The 19,337-nt window shown below is 43.8% G+C and carries 17 protein-coding genes; 11 read left to right on the top strand and 6 right to left on the bottom strand.

Going from position 1 to position 19,337, the window contains the following annotated elements; all coding sequences use genetic code 11:
- The first annotated feature begins 578 nt into the window (after positions 1 to 578).
- From RA156_RS03295 to trxA, 6 genes are all read left to right on the top strand, one after another.
- Entirely contained in the window at positions 579 to 1,550 is a 972-nt protein-coding gene (locus tag RA156_RS03295; RefSeq protein WP_306642750.1) for a phosphoribosyltransferase-like protein, read from the top strand.
- A complete protein-coding gene (locus RA156_RS03290; RefSeq protein WP_306642749.1) occupies positions 1,537 to 3,435 on the top strand; it encodes an ORC-CDC6 family AAA ATPase in 1,899 nt (632 codons plus the stop codon). Before RA156_RS03295 ends, RA156_RS03290 begins: the two co-directional genes overlap by 14 nt.
- Positions 3,435 to 4,397: a hypothetical protein gene (locus RA156_RS03285; RefSeq protein ID WP_306642748.1), complete on the top strand. Its 963-nt coding sequence runs from the start codon at positions 3,435 to 3,437 to the stop codon at positions 4,395 to 4,397. The genes RA156_RS03290 and RA156_RS03285 overlap by 1 nt, the downstream gene beginning before the upstream one ends.
- Positions 4,390 to 5,571 carry an HsdM family class I SAM-dependent methyltransferase gene (locus RA156_RS03280; protein ID WP_306642747.1) on the top strand — a complete coding sequence of 394 codons (1,182 nt, stop codon included), beginning with the start codon at positions 4,390 to 4,392 and terminating at the stop codon, positions 5,569 to 5,571. The genes RA156_RS03285 and RA156_RS03280 overlap by 8 nt, the downstream gene beginning before the upstream one ends.
- Before the next feature lie 350 nt (positions 5,572 to 5,921).
- Complete coding sequence (locus RA156_RS03275) at positions 5,922 to 6,329, top strand: toxin-antitoxin system YwqK family antitoxin (RefSeq protein WP_306642746.1); 408 nt, start codon at positions 5,922 to 5,924, stop codon at positions 6,327 to 6,329.
- Between the two features lie 191 nt (positions 6,330 to 6,520).
- Positions 6,521 to 6,880, top strand: coding sequence for a thioredoxin (gene trxA / locus RA156_RS03270; protein ID WP_306642744.1), 360 nt, complete (start codon positions 6,521 to 6,523; stop codon positions 6,878 to 6,880).
- 196 nt (positions 6,881 to 7,076) lie between these two features.
- Here trxA and RA156_RS03265 read toward each other — a convergent pair whose 3' ends face one another.
- Complete coding sequence (locus tag RA156_RS03265; RefSeq protein WP_306642743.1) at positions 7,077 to 8,459, bottom strand: alpha/beta hydrolase-fold protein; 1,383 nt, start codon at positions 8,457 to 8,459, stop codon at positions 7,077 to 7,079.
- 246 nt (positions 8,460 to 8,705) lie between these two features.
- Here RA156_RS03265 and RA156_RS03260 point away from each other — a divergent pair, with 246 nt between their 5' ends.
- From RA156_RS03260 to RA156_RS03250, 3 genes are all read left to right on the top strand, one after another.
- Entirely contained in the window at positions 8,706 to 10,319 is a 1,614-nt protein-coding gene (locus tag RA156_RS03260; protein ID WP_306642741.1) for an ABC-F family ATP-binding cassette domain-containing protein, read from the top strand.
- A gap of 30 nt (positions 10,320 to 10,349) precedes the next feature.
- A complete protein-coding gene (gene fsa, locus RA156_RS03255; RefSeq protein WP_306642739.1) occupies positions 10,350 to 11,006 on the top strand; it encodes a fructose-6-phosphate aldolase in 657 nt (218 codons plus the stop codon).
- A 302-nt stretch (positions 11,007 to 11,308) separates the two neighbouring features.
- Positions 11,309 to 11,929 carry an L-threonylcarbamoyladenylate synthase gene (locus tag RA156_RS03250; protein WP_306642737.1) on the top strand — a complete coding sequence of 207 codons (621 nt, stop codon included), beginning with the start codon at positions 11,309 to 11,311 and terminating at the stop codon, positions 11,927 to 11,929.
- Here the strand turns inward: RA156_RS03250 and RA156_RS03245 are convergent.
- Entirely contained in the window at positions 11,926 to 13,428 is a 1,503-nt protein-coding gene (locus RA156_RS03245; protein WP_306642735.1) for an NAD(P)H-hydrate dehydratase, read from the bottom strand. The two genes, RA156_RS03250 and RA156_RS03245, sit on opposite strands and share 4 nt — an antisense overlap.
- The gene (locus RA156_RS03240; RefSeq protein WP_306642733.1) at positions 13,425 to 14,075 is read right to left on the bottom strand and encodes a protein-L-isoaspartate(D-aspartate) O-methyltransferase; all 651 of its coding nucleotides are present in this window, start codon (positions 14,073 to 14,075) and stop codon (positions 13,425 to 13,427) included. The genes RA156_RS03245 and RA156_RS03240 overlap by 4 nt, the downstream gene beginning before the upstream one ends.
- Before the next feature lie 141 nt (positions 14,076 to 14,216).
- Between RA156_RS03240 and RA156_RS03235 the strand changes: the two genes are divergently transcribed.
- A complete protein-coding gene (locus tag RA156_RS03235) occupies positions 14,217 to 15,200 on the top strand; it encodes a Gfo/Idh/MocA family protein (protein ID WP_306642731.1) in 984 nt (327 codons plus the stop codon).
- Here the strand turns inward: RA156_RS03235 and RA156_RS03230 are convergent, their stop codons facing one another.
- Positions 15,201 to 15,809, bottom strand: a complete 609-nt coding sequence (locus RA156_RS03230) for a tetratricopeptide repeat protein (RefSeq protein ID WP_306642729.1) — start codon at positions 15,807 to 15,809, stop codon at positions 15,201 to 15,203.
- Between the two features lie 40 nt (positions 15,810 to 15,849).
- Between RA156_RS03230 and RA156_RS03225 the strand changes: the two genes are divergently transcribed.
- Positions 15,850 to 16,416 (top strand): DUF4494 domain-containing protein, encoded by a 567-nt coding sequence (locus RA156_RS03225; RefSeq protein WP_306642728.1) that lies wholly within the window; start codon positions 15,850 to 15,852, stop codon positions 16,414 to 16,416.
- Here RA156_RS03225 and RA156_RS03220 read toward each other — a convergent pair whose 3' ends face one another.
- Positions 16,417 to 17,289, bottom strand: coding sequence for a hypothetical protein (locus RA156_RS03220; RefSeq protein ID WP_306642726.1), 873 nt, complete (start codon positions 17,287 to 17,289; stop codon positions 16,417 to 16,419). It abuts the gene before it with no gap.
- A gap of 132 nt (positions 17,290 to 17,421) precedes the next feature.
- Complete coding sequence (locus RA156_RS03215; RefSeq protein ID WP_306642725.1) at positions 17,422 to 19,287, bottom strand: AAA domain-containing protein; 1,866 nt, start codon at positions 19,285 to 19,287, stop codon at positions 17,422 to 17,424.
- Positions 19,288 to 19,337: the final 50 nt, after the last annotated feature.

Raw genomic sequence — 19,337 nt, 5'->3', positions numbered from 1 at the left:
GGACCTTTTACTAATTACTAATTCTGGAACTCAGCCGATTTATGAACCCTGCTGTAACCCAGGTATACTTCGTCACCCAATGATAAAGGGTTGTTCTTCTTCGGAAATGTAATGCCTACCAACATATGCTTAATAATACACCTTTCGTAATATTGAGTGAGGGTCTTCAAATTTATTATAAACATGGCCATTGAGCGTACATTTACCTCCTAATTTCACAAGATTCCTTAGCGAATTCGTGTCAAAACACTACTTCACTGAATAATAGTTTGTTTTGACGAGTAAGTACATTTTCTACTTAGTCATAGACTTTGGCTACTTCAGCGTTTCAGATAATGCTCTATTTGGCCAGAGGCTCCAGAACATCAATTGTTTTATATCTGAATGAGTTTGTATTGAACAAATAGCAATCACGCCCCCCCTAGTAATAAGAATCAAAGCATAACTCAAAGTACTGATGGTAATTTACCAAGTATTTTCACCATCCTACATCCGACCAATAGAGATATATTTACGGAACGATTGAGAATAACGAAATTTACAACATCTTTTATATTAAAGAACAAATCCAACATCACATGGGATTAAACATGATGTCAGATTCTGAAAAAGAAGAGTTCATTGAATACGCCATTGAGAAGGTCTATTTCTTTATTGATTCACAATTTTGGTCAAAATTTGATGTTTCGAAGGTTCAAAGTTGGATGCAAAATTTCAGATCACTTGATGAACGTTACTGTGCAGCTAAATTACTCGATAGATTTGTCTATTATTCGGAAGATGACGTTATACAACTATTAAAGCATGGACTTAATGAACTCTTCCTCAGAAGAGACTATTTAAGAGCAGAAGATGAAAGCGGCTATTCTCTGACGAATGATGAACTTCAGTCTCTTAAGAACCAATTCATTCGTAAAACAGCCCTGCTACCCTTAAGTGAAGGCAACCCTACCGAAAGCTCACACGCAGTTGCAAGAATATTAAGTAATGAAATTGGCTTTCCAGAACAAAATGTGCTAAGTCCGAGCAATTTAGAATCTGATTACTTCAATAATTTTGACAGAATTCTGATCATAGACGATTTTGTAGGCTCTGGCGATCAGATTATCGAATTCTGGAACCTCTTCGATACAAAAGTCGACGAAGAGAGTATTAAGATGTACGAATTCCCTCACAAGTTCCCAAATATTGATATCCAATACTTTTGCTTAGTTGTTACTAAAGAAGGATATGACAGATTCTATAATGAAGAATTAGAACACATGAAAAACCTCACAATCCGCTATTGTGAAATGCTTCCAACCAAATTCAAAATATTTGGGGATGACTCTGTTTACTTTGATCAAGAAGAAAGAGAGGAATGCAAGGCAATTATTCAAAATCTAATATCGGATAAAGGCTTTGGCTTAACGGGTTATAGACAATTAGAATACGCAGTTGCTTTTCACCACTGCATCCCTGACGCATCTCTTCCGTTATTTTATGAAAAGAAAGAAAATTGGAATTACCTTTTAAGAAATAAGAGAACTCAAGAGCATGTCGAAATTTAATAACCCGTTTTCAATTGACAGGGCGGAACAACTTGGTGATGAGCTATTCAAATTCTTTGCTCACCATAAAAATTTGGACGGGCTCTTAAAGAGGAAATCATTGATGGTCCAGGGCGGTCGAGGCTCAGGTAAGACCATGTTCTTCCTATATCATACGTACAAAACACAGAAAAGCGAAGCGCTCAATTGTGGCAAAACATTTGATGAATTCATCTCTAGTCATGATTTGATTGGAATTCACTTTCGGTGTGATTCGAATTTCGTTCCTGGCTTTCAGCACAAAGGTCTAGATGATAAAGAATGGCAGGGAATATTTGCGCATTTCCTGAATCTTTCTTTATCCAAACAACTCTTAGAAATTATCCTTGACATAAATTCTCAGGTTAAAAACAATCCATCGATAGATTTTACTATATCGAACGAATCCAATGGACTTTTTGACCGAAACGACCTCAACAGTTTCGAGATGCTACATTCGGTTATTAAAAGTGAAGAGATTAAAATAATTAGGTACGTTAATAACGTTGGAAGAGTTGAACAACCAGTATTAACATCGAATGGTCTTCTACTTAATATTATTGCAAATTGCATAATAAATCAGGAGGGATACCAGGGTAAGACAATTCACATTTTCGTTGATGAGTATGAAAACTTACTGGAGTATCAACAGGTACTCATTAACACGTTAATAAAACATCCAAGTCCTACAATATTCAATATTGGCACACGAAATGAAGGGGTTAAAACCTTTAGTACGCTAGCTGCAGGAGAATCTATCGCTCAACCCCACGACTACAGTCATTTTAATATCGAAGATTTTAAGAAAGAAGAATTCGAGGAACTAATCTCAGAGATCTGTAGAAAGCGTCTACAAAGGATAGATGCACTTAAAGACTATAAAGACGATTCTCCCGAACTTAACATCAAGTTTTATTTGAGAGAAGAATCACTGAGTCAAGAATTACAAAGAATATTTGAGAACGACAAAGCCAAGGAATATATTAACCTAAGACACAACTTCGAATCTAAAACCTCTAAATACACGAAATCTGAATTAGGCGAACTGTCGAAAGTAAGCGATCCAATAATAATGCGCCTAATAATAATTCTCATTGATAGGGGGAATAGCCTAAAAGACCTGATTGCAGAATTCAACAAATTCCAGAATAAAGAAAAGTCTAAATTCGATGACTGGATCCACAACAACAAACATGGAATTCTTTATTTACTATTTAAAGAAACAGGAAAAAAGAAGTTCTACTACGGTTACAACACTTACATTTCACTTTCATCGGGAATAATTCGTTATTTCATAGAGTTATGTGAAGTAGCCTTTCGAAATGCAAGTAGAAACGGATTCGAGTTCGATCATCCAAGACCAATTTCTCCTAAAGAACAATCTGATGCGGCAAAGTATGTAAGTAGATATAAACTCAATGACGTAGAAACCTATGCACCTTTCAGTAGAGAATTAATGCAGTTCACCAAACTTCTAGGTGGTATATTCGAAAAGTTGCATAGGAATCAAAAGCTAAGTGAGCCAGAGCAAAACCATTTCAGTACAGACTATGAAAGACTATCATCCTCAGCTAGGTCATTCTTATCAAATGCGGTTTTGTATTCAATTCTACAGAAAAGAGATGAGACTAAGGACAAATCAGACGCTATAGATTCTAATACCTCTGAGTATCATTTGAATCATATATATGCCCCATATTTTGAGATTTCTCCGCGTAAGAAACGTAAACTTCATATCAAACATCATTTATTTGAAGCCCTAATTTCGGGAGATCTGGAAAAAGCTGAAGTTGCGGCTAACAAGATCATCGGAGATAAAGACAAAACTCTTGATAATGGACAACTACATATAAAAGACTTGTTTTAATGCTCAGTAGCCGCTATTACGATTTTGAGGATATTCCAGAAGAAGTACTTTCAAAGATTGACTTTCTTCTTGTAGGAGTATGTAAAGAAGAACGCACCCGCAAAATACCGACCAGTCTAAAAGACAAATTAGCAGGACGCATTATCACTATCGAATACGACATCGAAACTGAAAAGTACATCCTCACTAGGTCTGATGACATGATTATCGATCGGACGGAAGGAATATCCGAGATTGGAACGGATTTGATCCCTAACTTTATCGATGAATTGAAAAAATTAGAAATCGATAATTGTTCAGTGCTAATAGAGTCTACTTCAATGGTACATCCAATGTTGTTTTACGCCCTCAAAGTTTTTAAAGAAGAATTCAACCTGGATCAACTATTCGTGACATATACTGAACCGCATAAGTACAAACAAAATGATGAGGCGGTAACCGTTAGGAGATTTGATTTGACTGAAAAATTCTGTAACCGTAGCTCTCTTCCTGGATTCTTGAGGATTTCAAGACAAGACAATGATAAAACACTGGTTGCAATAATGGGATTTGAAGGAAATAGATTCAGCAAAACATACGAAGAGGTTAACCCTTCGGCATATTCGACATATGCAATCGTTGGACTGCCTTCATATCAACCCAATTGGCAGTATTATGTATATTCACAAAACAAGGAGGTCCTAGAGCAATCCAAGGCCTATTTGAAGCTCGACAGAGTTACTGCTTATGACCCGTTTGGCATCTATAATTCCTTGCAACGCATAATGGACAATATTGGCTCCAATGAGCTAATCGTTGCACCACTGGGAACTAAACCACATTCCATCGGATCATGTATGTTCGCTATAGACAATCCAGACGTTCAATTGCACTATGACTACCCTTTCTTAGGAAAGAAAATTCGAACTGAAGGCGTTGGAAAAAGTTATTTGTATAATCTGACAGGATATATAAATGATTAAAGAATACGGGCAATACTATACTGAAGGGAATATAGCGAAGTTGTTGATCTCATCTGTTCGACAAAAAAAACCAGAAAAGATTATTGAGCTTGGCGTAGGGAAAGGAGCATTAATGAGGGAGGCTATGGGTCGCTGGGAAAGGGCGGAATTTTTTGGTGCTGATGTCGACAGAAATAATGTCAAACAACTTCAGTATGAGTTCCCTAATGTCGAATTCCTTGAACTCAATGGATTATCCTTCAAAATTGATTCAGAATTATCTTTCGGTCATAATACAATAGATGTAGCAATTTGCAACCCTCCCTATCGACAAATAGATAAGGCTGAACATTACGGCAGAGTGCTAGAAAATGCACAGCTAGGCTCTTTGAACGATTACAAAAAATTAAGCTCAGACTTAATCTTTCTTGCTCGAAATTTGACCTACCTAAAAAATGGCGGAGAACTAGCAATAATTCTTCCTAATGGGTTAATTACATCTCATGAATTCAAGGGATTTAGAAAAAACTTGTTGAAGAACCATGATGTTACTTCTGTAATTGAACTCCCAGATAGAGTTTTCAAAAACACCGACGCTAAAACGTACATTCTAATAGTTCGCAAAGGACGAAAAAACAAAGATCGAACTTCTGTTCAAGTGAAGATTGCTGACTCCAACGGAACAATAGAAAAACGACATGAGGTCCAATGTGAATTGTTAATCGAGCGGATGGACTACACTTATCATGATTGGAGGATAAGTGAGCAATCAAAAGCAAATGGTAAGTCCCTCAAAGAATTGAACGTATTAATCAGAAGAGGAAGCTATTCAAAACGAATGTTGGTAAATTTGAATACTCCTTTCCTTCATACCTCAGATATCTCTGGGAATAAGGGCAATAGTGTTCGTTTGGACAAAAAAGTCTTTCATGAGGGAATGTATGCTGAGAAAGGTGATATCGTTATGACCAGGGTTGGAAGAACAAACCTAGGAAAGGTGCTTTATGTCAAATCGGGACGAAGATTAATTTCAGATTGTGTATATGTTCTAAGAGCTCCCACTCAAATTAGCCAAGATCTCTATTCCAGTTTGTCGGGTAGAGAGGGTCGTGCCTGGATTGAAGCTCATAAAAGAGGGGTGTGCGCAAAGGTAATAAGTAAAACAGACCTATTGAATTACGTACTATTCGAGTAACACAACTTTGGAGTAAAAAAAAAATAATCAATTACTCAATCTCGCGTAAAGACAAGTCATTCTACCAAATGCTCATAAACTCTACAATGGACAACTTGCATATTCCATAGTCCCGAGATCGTGGCAGAAAGAGAGGAGATAATAGAAGTCGGAGCCGGGATTTTGGCTTGCCATCGAAAAATCTATAGAGCTGATCATTCTCAAAAATATAGCCCAACGTAGAATGGGGTACGATTGAAGACTAGAACCTATAAGTGATAACATTCCATCGACCATCAACCATCAACCGTCCCCCCCCCGTGATCCAAATCCAGTGTCACGAACGTATATATTTCAAAATCACCATCATTATGAAATTTATCGCATCACTGATTCTATCGCTTGTGCTTTCTGCAAGCCTTACTGCTCAGATTAAACAACAGCAGATTGACACATCTAATCTTGAAGATGGTCCTTACCTAGAATACTATGAAAATGGTCAAGTAAAAGTTGAAGGAGCAATTCTTAACGGCCAATGGGAAGGACAAAACATTTACTATTACTCAGACGGAAAAATTGAGTCAAAAGGGTTCTATGTAAACGGTCTACCTCATGGAACTTGGGAGTCATACTACAATACAGGAACTCCAGAAAAGAAGGGCACCTATGTCAACGGAAAGTGGAATGGCCGCTACCTCTGGTATACACGTGAAGGGAGAATCACCGAGAAAATCTATCGTGATGGCGAAATCGTCAGAGGCGAGAAAGTGATTGGTTAGCCGTCGAAATCAACGATTTGAACGAGAATCGATAAACGATAATCTATAACTGATAACTAACTGTCTACTGTCTGCCGTCTACCGTCCACAGTCCACAGTCCACAGTCCACAGTCCACAGTCCACCGTAAAAGCCGTAATGTGACTGAAGTGACACAAATCTGTGACACCCCTACCCTACCTTTGTAAGGTTATGTTTTGGAAAAAGAAGAATAGAGCTCCGAAGCCAAAGGCAATGGAGATCACAGAAGCCAATTTCAAAGAAATCGTAGCGCAGAATGATCATGCGGTACTCATTGACTTTTGGGCATCTTGGTGTGCACCATGTCGTGTGATGGGACCAATCATCGACGAACTTTCTGCCGAGTATGAAGGGAAAGTGATTATCGGAAAAGTCAATACCGAAGTATCTCCAAGACTCTCTCAAGTATTCCAAATCCGTAGCATCCCTTCCCTCCTCATTTTCGATAAAGGGCAACTTGTAGAGCGCTATGCTGGTGTGGTTCCGAAACCGAATTTGGAGGAGATTCTTGACACTTACGTTAGGCGATAGGCTATAGCCTTTTCTTCTGGACGGTGGACTGATTGGTACACCCGTAACCGTTATAGACTATTGCTTTTGGTTTTTAGTCTTTGGTTCTTGGTCTTTCGTTGTCATTTCAATCGGCGACTTAGCTTCAACCGTTATAGTTTATCGATTATAAGTTATAGATTGAGTCCCCCTAGACTCTAGACTCTCGTCTCTCGACTCACCTAAGGACGATGCGCTTTGTGAGCTTCTGCCCTTCCTGGAAATAGATCGCGATCACGTGTACTCCGTTCCATTGAGACACATCGATCGTTCGTTCGAATTGCGAAGTAGTGTAGACCAATTTCCCGGTGGAATCGATGAGTTCGATTTTGGTTACCTGGGAGCTGTTTTCGATTTCCAGTTGAATGACGGCTTCGCTAGGGTTTGGGTAGATGACCCATTCCGCGCTAGCGAAATTATTAACTGAAGTATCATTATCCCATAACCACAAATAAGCGTCTTCGAATTCATTGCGCCAGTAGGATTCGCTGTGCGTGCCGTATTCGTGGGTGAGGGTGATGAACTCATTCTCGTCGTACCAACCGGTGTTGCTCATGATATTATTCATGTTGGCGACCCCATTAGTCATGACAGGCCCTTCTTGTTCACCGGCAATGGTATAAATGCGCATCTCGTCTGTGACCGCGTTTTCTTGCATGTGATCGTAGGTCTCATCACTGAACCAATAGCTCGGTGAAAAAGCACCAATTCGACTGAACACGTCACTGTGTTCTACCCCTCCGTAGGCTGAGATCAAACCGCCCATTGAACTGCCCATGATGCCTGTCCATTCACGTTCTGGACGGGTGCGGTAGTTTTCATCAATGTATGGCTTGAGCGTATTGACGATAAAATCCATGTAAAGAGCACCTTCGCCACCGCCGTATTGAACGTTTACCCAAGGTGAATATTCATCGATGCGATGGACACCTCCGTTATCGATCCCTACCACGATGCATCCTTCGTCGCCTTGGTCAAACAATGCATTGAGGGTTTCATCTACTTCCCATTCTCCTGAAAAACTGCTGGCTATGTCGAAGAGGTTTTGTCCGTCGTGCATGTAGAGCACTTTGTAATGCTCGTCTGTATCGTCGTAGTTCGGAGGCGTGTAAACCCAGATGCGACGGTAACGATCAAGCTGTGGTATGTAGAAATCCGTATCCATGATCTGTACATTCTCTGCTGCTGTGGAGTTGGTGCCGCCTACGTCTTCCCAACTGAGAATTTGAAGATTTAGCGTCTCTTCAAGACCGCTGTACAAGAAAGTTCTGTCTGGGAGAAAACCTCCGTTTTCGTTTCCTTCCACGGTGTCCCAACCACCGCGGGTGAATTTGAAGGTGATAGTTCCTGCGGCAATATAAAGTTCAATCGAATAGGTTCCATCCCCATTGTCATTCAGCATATAATCAGGCGAACTTGGGTCCCAACCCTGGAAATCACCGGCAATGTAAATGTCACTGCCTTCCGGCGTATTCGATGGAATGGCATCAACAACAATGGTCAATTGAGACCAAGATATAAGTGGGAGAACGCAGAGCGTCCATAGAAAGATCTTCTTCATCAAATTAGGGTTTGATTGCCTATCTGTCGTGGCTTTCAGCTCCTAACTTAATGAATTATTGGGCTTGTTTTTCGCCAATGGCGGAACGGCTTGACAGCCTTTTTCGATTAGGATGAACTCAGAATAGAAATACTTTACGGCTTCATCCCTGCTATACCGATTCCTCTGACGGCTCATATTCCACGCAGAATGCGGGGAATAAAAGAAGTAATATGTACCTTTGCACCCTCAAAAATTCAGGGTCAAATGCTTGCAGCTCATAATATTTCGCTTCAATTCGGTAAGCGCGTTTTGTTTGACGAGGTGAACATTAAGTTCTCCGGCGACAACTGCTACGGTGTTATCGGTGCCAATGGTGCTGGTAAATCTACCTTCCTAAAGATTCTTTCTGGTCAGATTGATCCGAACGGTGGAAACGTGAACCTAGAGCCAGGAAAACGTATGGCGGTGTTGAAGCAGGATCACTTTGAATTCGATGAGTGTCGTGTTCTTGACACGGTGATGATGGGTCACACTCTTCTGTGGGACATCATGACTGAAAAAGACGCGCTCTACGCGAAGCCTGATTTCAGTGACGCAGACGGTATCCGCGCTAGCGAGTTGGAAGAACAGTTCGCAGAGATGAACGGATGGAATGCCGAGTCTGATGCAGCCATGCTACTTAGCGGATTGGGGATTCAAGAAGCGGATCACGACAAACTGATGAAAGACCTGAGTGGTAACCAGAAGGTACGAATCCTATTGGCGCAGGCGCTTTTCGGTGAGCCAGACATCCTCATCCTCGATGAGCCTACAAACGACCTCGATATCCAAACGGTAACGTGGTTGGAAGACTTCCTCTTGAATTTCAAGAACACCGTGATCGTTGTTTCGCACGACCGTCACTTCCTTGATACGGTATGTACACACATTGTAGATATCGACTTTAAGAAGGTGAAACTCTTCACAGGAAACTACACGTTCTGGTACGAAAGCTCGCAGTTGGCACTTCGTCAGCGTAATGCAGCGAACAAGAAAGCAGAAGACAAGAAGAAAGAACTTCAAGAATTCATCGCTCGTTTCTCTGCGAATGCTTCGAAGTCGAAGCAAGCAACAAGCCGTAAGAAGCTTCTAGATAAGATCAATGTGGAAGACATCGAGCCAAGTACACGTAAGTACCCAGCGATTATCTTCAACCCTGAGCGTGAAGCAGGAGATCAGATCCTACACATCAATAACTTGAGTAAGTCAGTTGATGGCGTGCAGCTATTCAAAGACTTCAACCTCAATGTTTCTAAAGGAGACAAGATTGCCTTGATCAGCAAGAACGGACTAGCTACAACAGCCGTTTACGAGATCTTGAACGGATTGATGGAACCTGACTCTGGTGACTTCCACTTCGGACAGACCATCAGCACAGGATATCTTCCAAACGAAAACGCTGAGTTCTTTAACGAAGACCTCAACTTGATCGATTGGCTTCGTCAGTTTTCAACAGAAAAAGACGAGGTATACATCCGCGGATTCCTTGGTAAAATGTTGTTCTCTGGAGAGGAGACATTCAAGAAATCAAACGTACTCTCTGGAGGTGAAAAAGTACGCTGCATGATCTCACGTGTGATGCTCGGTGCTGGTAACCTGATGATGCTCGACGAGCCTACGAACCACTTGGATCTAGAGTCTATCACTGCATTCAACAATGCCCTGATTGACTTCCCTGGTACGGTGATCTTCACATCGCATGACCACCACTTCACGCAGACTGTAGCTACTCGAATCGTTGAGTTGACTCCGAATGGATGCATCGACAAGTTGATGAGCTTCGATGATTACCTAGCTAGTGAAAAAGTAGCTGCTCAGAAGGCAGAAATGTTTGTATAGTAACCTTACTTTTGCCCAAATACCTAGACCATGAAATTCTTCATTGATACAGCAAATCTTGACCAGATCCGTGAGGCGCAAGACCTTGGAATTCTTGACGGTGTAACAACCAACCCATCATTGATGGCGAAAGAAGGAATCAGCGGTGACGAGAATGTAATCAACCACTACAAAGCGATCTGCGATATCGTTGACGGTGATGTAAGTGCAGAGGTAATCTCAACAGATTACGAAAGCATGATCAAGGAAGGGGAAGCACTGGCTGACCTTCACGAAAACATCGTTGTGAAAGTTCCGATGATCAAAGACGGAGTGAAAGCGATTCGCTACTTCTCAGATAAAGGAATCAAGACCAACTGTACCCTTGTATTCTCTGCCGGACAAGCACTTCTAGCTGCGAAAGCAGGTGCGACTTACGTATCTCCATTCATCGGACGTTTGGATGATATCAGCACAAATGGTCTACAGTTGATCGAGCAGATTCGCTTGATCTATGATAACTACGATTTCCGCACTGAAATCCTAGCAGCTTCTGTACGCCATACAATGCACGTCATCGAGTGTGCTGAAATCGGAGCAGACGTTATGACTGGTCCATTGAGCGCGATCCTAGGTCTTCTCAAGCACCCACTAACTGATAGTGGTTTGGAGAAGTTCTTGGCTGATCACGCGAAGGTAAACGCGTAATTGTAGGCGGTAGGCAGTATGCTGTATGCCGCTACCATAATATTAACGGACGCCGGATGCCGGACGCCGGAAAAAATGCCCCACTACCAGGGGCATTTTTTGTCTCCACTATTTCGTGCTCTATAAGCACTACAATAACCTCTGTACTTCTATAAAAGCATCCTATCCCCTTCACTCCACATTCCATTTTCAAATCAAAACATCCCTAAAACCACGAACCACGAACCACGAACCACGAACCACCCCCGCCTCTTGTATTCTCCACTTCCCCCTTCTATATTAGATTAAACTTTACGTAACACATGCTCGTACAAATTCACCCAGAAAACCCAGATCCGCGAAAGGTTAGACAAGTTGTGGAATGCCTCCTAGATGGTGGTGTGATTATCTATCCTACTGATTCAGTGTATGCTATCGGTTGTGATTTGAGTCGGGTACGTTCGGTTGAGCGTGTGGCGAAGATTAAAGGGGTGTCAATGAAAGAGTCGAATTTCTCATTGGTTTGTCGCGATTTGAGCCACCTTTCAGAGTACACCAAACCGGTTGAAAACAATATCTACAAGTTGATGAAGCGTGCACTGCCTGGTCCGTACACCTTCATCTTGAATGCGAATACGAACGTTCCAAAGATCTTCAAGACGAAGCGTAAAGAGATTGGTATTCGTGTTCCTGACAATGAAATTGCGTTGGCGTTGGTTTCTGCTTTAGGCAACCCGCTGGTGGCTACTTCGGTGCATGACGACGACGAAATCATCGAATACACCACTGATCCAGAATTGATTCACGAGCGCTACGAAAAGACCGTAGATATGGTCGTAGCAGGAGGCATGGGTAACATTGAAGCTTCTACAGTATTCAATTGTACTTCAGGACAACCTGAACTTGTTCGTCTTGGGATAGGAGCCATCGAAGGCCTGCTCTAATCGATGAATTGAGCGAAGACTTCTGGCAATAGATCTACGATGTCAGTCGCTGTCATTCCTCTTGTTCCGTACATCTCTTCGAATCGCTCTCCAGCACTTCCATGTAGGTAGACCGCCAACATCGTCGCATCCACTGGTGCGAATCCTTGTGCGAGCATGCCCGTGAGCAACCCTGTCAAGACGTCTCCACTTCCGCCTACTGCAAGTGCTGGTGATCCGCTAGTATTATAGATGCACTCTCCTTCTGGCGTGTAGATTCTGCTGAAGGCTCCTTTCAAGACAATGAAGCATTGATACTCTTGCGCTTTTGCACGCGCCGTCGCTTCGCGGTCTACAATGGCATTTTTACCTTCATGCGCACCGAATAAACGATCGAATTCAGTTGGATGTGGTGTGATCACTGTTGGGTACACGCGCTTCAATTCTTTCTGCAATCCGTGAGCTGCGATTAAATTCAATGCGTCTGCGTCTATGACTAAGGGTATTTCTGACGCTAGCGCGGAATGGAGTACTGGTAAAGAGGCTGCGTCTTGCCCCATCCCCGGACCAATACCGAGAGCGGTTGTCTTCGGATGAATCTCCAAACGGGTCAAGAATTCTGTTCCTTGATCTGCAATCACCATTGCTTCTGGGTGCCATTGATGAATGAGCATCTCAGCTTGAGCTGGAACTTGAGCAACTACCAAGCCTGCTCCACTTCGTAAAGCGGCGTTGGTCGTCAATCCAATGGCTCCGAACATGCGATGATGTCCGCCAACGACTTGGGCCATACCTTTGCTTCCCTTGTGGATAAAGCGGAAAGGCTGAACCACCAAATCACCCAAGTATTCAGGATCTACAAAGAAGTCTGCGCACGGCTCATCCTCTTCGTAATCTGGATGGAGACCGATGTCGGCTACGATGATCTCTCCACTTCTTTGATCTCCTTCTTCGTAGAAAAAGCTCTTCTTCGGTTGCTGAAAGCTGATGGTCAGATCAGCCCAAATGCTATCGTGGTCCCAAGAGCTCGCGTCGCCAGGAAGTCCGCTTGGCAAATCGAGTGAAATGATTCGACCTGCGTAGAGGTTAATCGACCGTACAATGTCACTTCGCCATTCTTCCAACGGACGTGTCAATCCACTTCCAAAAATCGCGTCGATGACTACTTTCCCGTCGAGGTATTCCATCAAATCCGTTTCCGCGTTAGCGAGAACTTGAACCTCTCCAACCTTCTCTAAATTGGTCTTGAAATCTTCTGAACCTTTCTCCGGATCGCCTAGAACAAATACGTCAACTTCAAACTCGGCCATACGCAAGAGGCGTGCCAGTACGAGCCCATCGCCGCCGTTATTTCCTGTACCGCAGAAGATCGTAATATCTTCATCGTCAAGTAAGCCCATCAAGATGGCGAAGGCCTTTGTGGATGCTCTTTCCATCAGACGCAGGGAAGAGATCGGTTCGTTTTCAATGGTGTAGCGATCCCAATCTCGGATCTGGTCAGTGGAAAAGAGTTTTTTCATCGGGCTCTGTCGTTAAGCATTGGAACGAAGGCGAAGTTGCCGTGTTCTCTCTTCGAAAAGTCAGTGGCAGAATTTCGTGTTACTTCTAACATGACTTGGGTTTTACCTTCTCCTACCGGAATAATCAGCTTTCCGCCAATCTTCAGTTGTGAGAGCAAGGCTTCTGGGATACTCGGTGCACCGCATGTCACGATAATTCCATCGAAGGGTGCGAAAGCAGGTTTTCCTTTATAACCATCTCCGTAATAGAGATTCGGGCGGTAGCCCAAAGAACGAATCAACACCTTCGAATTATCAGCCAGCAGTTTCTGTCGTTCAATAGACCAAACCTTCGCGCCCATTTCACAAAGGACACATGTTTGGTAGCCCGAACCTGTTCCGATTTCCAAGATTTTGTCTCCTTTCTTAATCTCCAGAAGCTCCGTTTGCTTGGCTACCGTGAATGGTTGCGAAATGGTTTGACCGGCTCCAATTTGGAAGGCCTTATTATCGTAGGCGAACTCCAAAAATGCAGAGCTCAAAAAGAAATGACGTGGAACGTTAAAACATGCATCCAGCACGCGTTCATCACGAATTCCCAACTCACGCAACTCATCCATGAGTCGCTTTCTCAAGCCTTTATGGCGATATGTATCTACACGTTCCATGACCATTCAAATCTAATGGCTTTGTCCATTCCAATGCCGATGTTGATAAGTATGATTTACACGAACTGATGTCGATAATACAGAAAGTACATTTGGACGGAAGAAAGCCGCATCTTTGTGGCGCTAAAAAAAATCGATTCCATGTTGAAGATCGGAGTTTTGGGTGCAGGGCATCTTGGTAAGATCCACATCAAGTGTCTGCGCGAGTTGAAAGATATTTATGAGGTCGTTGGGTTTTATGATCCAGACCCTGAAAAGCAACAGAGTGTTTCAGAGGAATTCGGACTCAAAGCCTACGACACCATTGAAGGCATCATTGCAGATGTTGACGTTGTAGATATCGTTACTCCTACCCTTTCGCATTACGAATGCGCTCAGACCGCACTTCGCGCAAGCAAACACGTCTTCATTGAAAAGCCGATCACCAATACCCTGGATGAAGCCAAGAGCTTGATTCGTTTGAGTGAAGAGGCCAATGTGAAAGTGCAAGTTGGACACGTGGAACGATTCAACCCAGCCTACACAACTATCAAGGATAAGATTCAACAGCCTCAATTTATTGAGTCGCACCGCCTAGCTCAGTTCAACCCACGTGGTACAGACGTTTCAGTGGTTCTTGACCTGATGATTCACGATATCGACGTTGTGCTTGCAGCTACTGGTGCGAACGTGAAGAAGATCAGTGCAAGCGGCGTTGCTGTGGTTTCTGAGACTCCAGACATTGCGAATGCCCGTCTTGAATTTGACAATGGGTGTGTAGCAAACCTAACCGCTAGTCGTATTTCGCTGAAGAACATGCGTAAGTGTCGTTTCTTCCAGCGTGACGCTTACATCGCGGTTGATTTCTTGAAGCGTGAATCTGAGATCGTTCGCATGAAGGCAGTGGAAGGAGAAGCAGATCCATTCGCGGTGACTATTGACCTAGGAGAAGGAAAAGGCAGCAAAGAGATCTTCTTTGAGAAGCCGCAAATTCCTGAAAACAGCAATGCCATTCGTGATGAGCTCGCTTCACTTGCAAGATCAATCAAGAATGACACTACACCGGAAGTTACCGTTAGCGACGGATACCGGGCTCTTGATGTGGCGCATCAGATCCTCGAGAAGCTCGAGGGCATTGCACTCTGATTAAATCGCCATCAACTCTAGGTACTCATCTGCTGACATCACTAGATCGTTCAGTAATCCGTGATTCGCATTCAGTACGCGAGAAATATCTTTGCGTGCACCTTTGATGTCTCCCAATCGGAAACGGATACACCCTGTGTAATTCAAAATATCAATGGTATTCCATGGATTGCGCTTCATTGAACGCTCGAAGTCACGTAGCGCAGCCTCTAACTTGTTCAAGCGGAAGTTCACCACACCTCGGTAATAATGGATCGTTGACTCTTTTGGTTCCATCTCGATGGCACGATCAAAGAAGCCCAATGCTTCATCATAACGAGCCGACTTAGAATAAAGACGTCCTAGTTTTACGAGTTGCCAGACCGTGAGATCTTCATTCTTCACGATCATGCTGTGAGGTAAGTTCTCAGATAGGTCTCCTGCGTTTGTGGATAGATTCAATGCTTTCATGGTCAATTGCTTTACTGCCGCAATGTCTCTCCATAGTTTCAGCTTTGTTGTACGATTGAGGTTGAAGCGAATGTCAGTTCCCACTGATGTGTTGTCAGATAAACCTTGCACGTGAGTAAGACGTCGATAACTCGCTAGCGCGGAATTTGGATTCCCCATATTCCTTTGCCTAGCTTTGCCTTCTACCTAATTCGCAGCAATGACAAAGCACTGGTTTACTTGTAAGGTTCGATACGTAAAAGAGGATCAACACGGAAATGAAGGGAAGGTAACCGAGCAGTTCCTTCTTGATGCGTACAACTACACTGAGGCGGAAACGCGCATGACTTTTTTGCTAGAGCAGATGGGCAGAAAGCCCTATGAAGTTCAGCAAATCACAAAGTCAAACTTCGCTGAAGTTATTCGCTTTGATGATTCTGACATGTGGTTCCGTGTGAAGGTGTCATTTGTCTCTTTCGATGAAAGCAAAGGCGAAGAGAAATCAAGCAACCAGTACTTCTTGATCTCTGCAGGTGACGTGCGTGACGCGTACGATAAAACGTCTGACTTCCTCAAGACAAGTATCTCTGGCTACGTCATCCCTTCAATTACCTACACGAAGATTGTAGATGTTTTCCCATTGGCTGAAGAAGATCCTGGAATGCGCACAGTGCGTGAACGCGGATTACAACCCATTGACGAATCAGTTCGCACCCCTGGAACTGCGGTAGACTATTCAGATTCGCTTCCTCAATACGATGAGGAAACGGGCGAAGTATTGGAGTAATTATTCCGCGGTAGCGATCAAACCGCGAATACCCATATCCACAACATTCTCACCAGCCTCTGGCTCCCAGATGCCGTCTTCATTGACCTCTACCCACTCGAAGCTTTGATTCGTAGAAAGAGAGAGGGTAACAATGATGTCTTCTGTTTCATTACCTGTGATGGTCAAAGGAGAAGTCAACTCTCCAGTCACCAAACACGAACCTGGAGGAATCGGTGATGTATCCGCTAGAGGATTGGGCACGGTAGTCGCACCTTCAGGTGCCTGTCCTGTTGTCACTTGACCGATGGACTCGAAACCCCAATATCCTTGAAGTTTGTTCTCATTCACGTCTACTGACTGCTCTTCAATCGTAAAAGAGGTGATGTAGTTGTTGTATCCGATAAAGCTGGCCAAGGTACCCGTCAACTCAAACCCAGCGGCAATGAAATCCACCGAGAAATTTTGGTACGACAACGAAGTTCGAATGAACTCATAGGTTCCAGGTGATACACTACTGAGAGGCACTACCAAGAAGTCTTCCCCTTCTTGTACCACGTTGGCTTGATCAAAGTCGATCGCTTCCTCGCCTCCTGCCGTTGTTTCAGGCCCTTCATAAAGGATCTCTCCATCACCTAACCAGGTCAATTCATTGGGGATCATCTCCACATAATGCGCCGAGATGAAATTGAAATTTGGAGACTGTCCCGCATGTCCATCAGGCAATCCCGCCGGGTTCCCCATATTATCCAATCGCTCTTGGTTCTCATCAAAAGCAAAACGGAAGATCACATTCGGACCACCCGAAGAATTGTCAGCAGGTAGTGATTCTTCATCTTTCTTACATCCGAAGAACACAAGCGCTAACGCGGAAAAGAAAAGGAGCTTTTTCATGATACTCGAAGTTAGGAAAAGGAACGCAGAACGAGGAACGCAGAACGAGGAACGAGGAACGCGGGTTGCGGATCGCAGAACGCAGAATATCGGCTAGAACTTAAGCCTTAAGCCATAGGCCATAAGCCTCATTTAAATGTATTCCCAAGCTGACCGATACCCCTCCACTCCTTCACAGTACTCCAAAAATGCCGCGTAGAACTCGTCTTGACCAATGGTAGCGCTGTCTCCGATCACAATGAGTTTTCGTTTGGCGCGTGTCATGGCCACGTTCATTCGTCGGTAGTCTGTGAGGAAACCGAGTTCGCCGTTTTCGTTGGAGCGGACCAACGAGATGTAAATCACATCGCGTTCTTGACCTTGGAAGCCGTCTACGGTTTGGATGATGAGGCGTTCGTCTTGGGGGAGACGGGTTTTCATTTCTTCTACTTGAGCACGATAGGGCGAGATAACTCCAATGGCTTCTATTTGATCGCCATGGGCGTTGATCAATTCGTCTAGGTGCTTTTGGATGATGGTGATCTCTTCCGGGTTGGATTTAGAAACTCCAGCATTCGCAGCCTTCTCTTCATAACCACAACCTGCTGTATCAATGAATTCAATAGCCAACTCATCCGGTAAAGCTCGATGAGAAACGGATTCGTGGGCTTGCAGTCGCCCTTCATAGAACCACTGGTTGGAGAAGCCCATGATCTTCTCATTCATTCGGTATTGTTCTTCTAAGAGCACGCTCGCACTGGTGCGTTCTACCGCCTTTTCGAGAAGGCTTACCTCGAGTCCTTGTTTGGCTGCGTCCTGACTTTTCACCGTTGGGGGTAATTGATGTGGATCTCCTGCGAGCACCACTTTGTTCCCTTTGAGAATCGGCACCCAGCTCGCAGGTTCTAGGCTTTGACCCGCTTCATCGATAATGATCACATCGTAGACACGCGAACGAATGCGTACATCAGCGGCACCGATGAGGGTGCACGCGACTAAATCCGATTGATCAATGATCTTCTGTTCAAGGGCACGTTCAAGATTTCGGGCTTCCTTCTCTAGGTCACGCGCTTCTTTGCGAGCTGAACGGCGTGCTTCTCGTTCTTCCTTTCCGAAGTTTCGTTTGAACTTCCCAGCCTTATCTAGATGGTCAGCGGCGCGCTTGCGAAGGTCTTTAACCAGTTTGTATTCTTTGTCTTCAATTAAGCGATGCTCTAGCGAAAAGGGAACGGCCTCATCAGTCATTCGACTGCTATTTCCAATACGCACAGGATTGAGTCCAGCCTTGGCTACCTTAAGCATCAAATTGTCTACCGCTGTATTACTTGGAGCGGTGATCAAGATGCTCTTTTCTTGTTTCGTCAGGTGTTTGATGACCTCTGCTAAAGTGGTGGTCTTACCCGTTCCCGGAGGGCCGTGGACGATCGCTAGGTCTTGAGCGTTTAAGGCACGAAAAACGGCTTCTTGTTGAGAAGGGTTCAGTTGATCGCTAACAGGAAAACTATTCTCTTCCAGGGGAAGCAAATCTTTATAGCCGAGTAAACGATCGCGCAAGTCACGTTGTTGGCCCGCTTCCATGTTGATGGCAACGTTCAATGCCCTCTCCATTTCAAAGAAACTGCGATCATCGTAGCGCAATTCCAGAATCCAATTCGGTTCTCGAATGCCTTCTGGGATGTCTTCTTCGTGAAGCAAGACTTCGGCCGTCAGCTCGTCGAGCTTGGTGATGCTCCCTTTGTAGCGTTGTGAAGCATCGTCTATGTTGATAAGGAAGATGGGACTGCCTTTCTGAAGCTCATGCACCGGGTGTTCACCAGCGTTGCGTTCTAAAAGAAGCCTTGGCGTTCCGCCGAAGGCGAAATCAGTCTTCTCTACTGAAACAGGCGCCCAGCAAAGTCCTTCATCTCTTCGTTCTTTGATTGACTTCTGCTCGATTATCGCCTGCAATCGCGACTCTTCTTCTTCTCGTTCCAACAGCAAGAGCTGTGAAAGCTTCGCTAACTCATCAATAGCATCCATGCAACGAATATAGGGGGATATAAAAGCAAAAAGGCGTCCGAAGACGCCTT

The sequence above is a fragment of the Sanyastnella coralliicola genome (genome assembly GCF_030845195.1).
GTDB lineage: Bacteria > Bacteroidota > Bacteroidia > Flavobacteriales_D > Sanyastnellaceae > Sanyastnella > Sanyastnella coralliicola.
The sequence above is the reverse complement of the archived record's forward strand: the minus strand, read 5'-3'. Positions and strand labels throughout refer to the sequence as shown.

What these genes read in the sequence shown, in the direction of transcription:
- RA156_RS03295 (WP_306642750.1), top strand. Translation starts at nt 579, where the DNA reads ATGGGATTAAACATGATGTCAGATTCTGAAAAAGAAGAGTTCATTGAA.
- RA156_RS03290 (WP_306642749.1), top strand. Translation starts at nt 1,537, where the DNA reads ATGTCGAAATTTAATAACCCGTTTTCAATTGACAGGGCGGAACAACTT.
- RA156_RS03285 (WP_306642748.1), top strand. Translation starts at nt 3,435, where the DNA reads ATGCTCAGTAGCCGCTATTACGATTTTGAGGATATTCCAGAAGAAGTA.
- RA156_RS03280 (WP_306642747.1), top strand. Translation starts at nt 4,390, where the DNA reads ATGATTAAAGAATACGGGCAATACTATACTGAAGGGAATATAGCGAAG.
- RA156_RS03275 (WP_306642746.1), top strand. Translation starts at nt 5,922, where the DNA reads ATGAAATTTATCGCATCACTGATTCTATCGCTTGTGCTTTCTGCAAGC.
- trxA (WP_306642744.1), top strand. Translation starts at nt 6,521, where the DNA reads ATGTTTTGGAAAAAGAAGAATAGAGCTCCGAAGCCAAAGGCAATGGAG.
- RA156_RS03265 (WP_306642743.1), bottom strand. Translation starts at nt 8,459, where the DNA reads ATGAAGAAGATCTTTCTATGGACGCTCTGCGTTCTCCCACTTATATCT.
- RA156_RS03260 (WP_306642741.1), top strand. Translation starts at nt 8,706, where the DNA reads ATGCTTGCAGCTCATAATATTTCGCTTCAATTCGGTAAGCGCGTTTTG.
- fsa (WP_306642739.1), top strand. Translation starts at nt 10,350, where the DNA reads ATGAAATTCTTCATTGATACAGCAAATCTTGACCAGATCCGTGAGGCG.
- RA156_RS03250 (WP_306642737.1), top strand. Translation starts at nt 11,309, where the DNA reads ATGCTCGTACAAATTCACCCAGAAAACCCAGATCCGCGAAAGGTTAGA.
- RA156_RS03245 (WP_306642735.1), bottom strand. Translation starts at nt 13,428, where the DNA reads ATGAAAAAACTCTTTTCCACTGACCAGATCCGAGATTGGGATCGCTAC.
- RA156_RS03240 (WP_306642733.1), bottom strand. Translation starts at nt 14,075, where the DNA reads ATGGAACGTGTAGATACATATCGCCATAAAGGCTTGAGAAAGCGACTC.
- RA156_RS03235 (WP_306642731.1), top strand. Translation starts at nt 14,217, where the DNA reads ATGTTGAAGATCGGAGTTTTGGGTGCAGGGCATCTTGGTAAGATCCAC.
- RA156_RS03230 (WP_306642729.1), bottom strand. Translation starts at nt 15,809, where the DNA reads ATGGGGAATCCAAATTCCGCGCTAGCGAGTTATCGACGTCTTACTCAC.
- RA156_RS03225 (WP_306642728.1), top strand. Translation starts at nt 15,850, where the DNA reads ATGACAAAGCACTGGTTTACTTGTAAGGTTCGATACGTAAAAGAGGAT.
- RA156_RS03220 (WP_306642726.1), bottom strand. Translation starts at nt 17,289, where the DNA reads ATGAAAAAGCTCCTTTTCTTTTCCGCGTTAGCGCTTGTGTTCTTCGGA.
- RA156_RS03215 (WP_306642725.1), bottom strand. Translation starts at nt 19,287, where the DNA reads ATGGATGCTATTGATGAGTTAGCGAAGCTTTCACAGCTCTTGCTGTTG.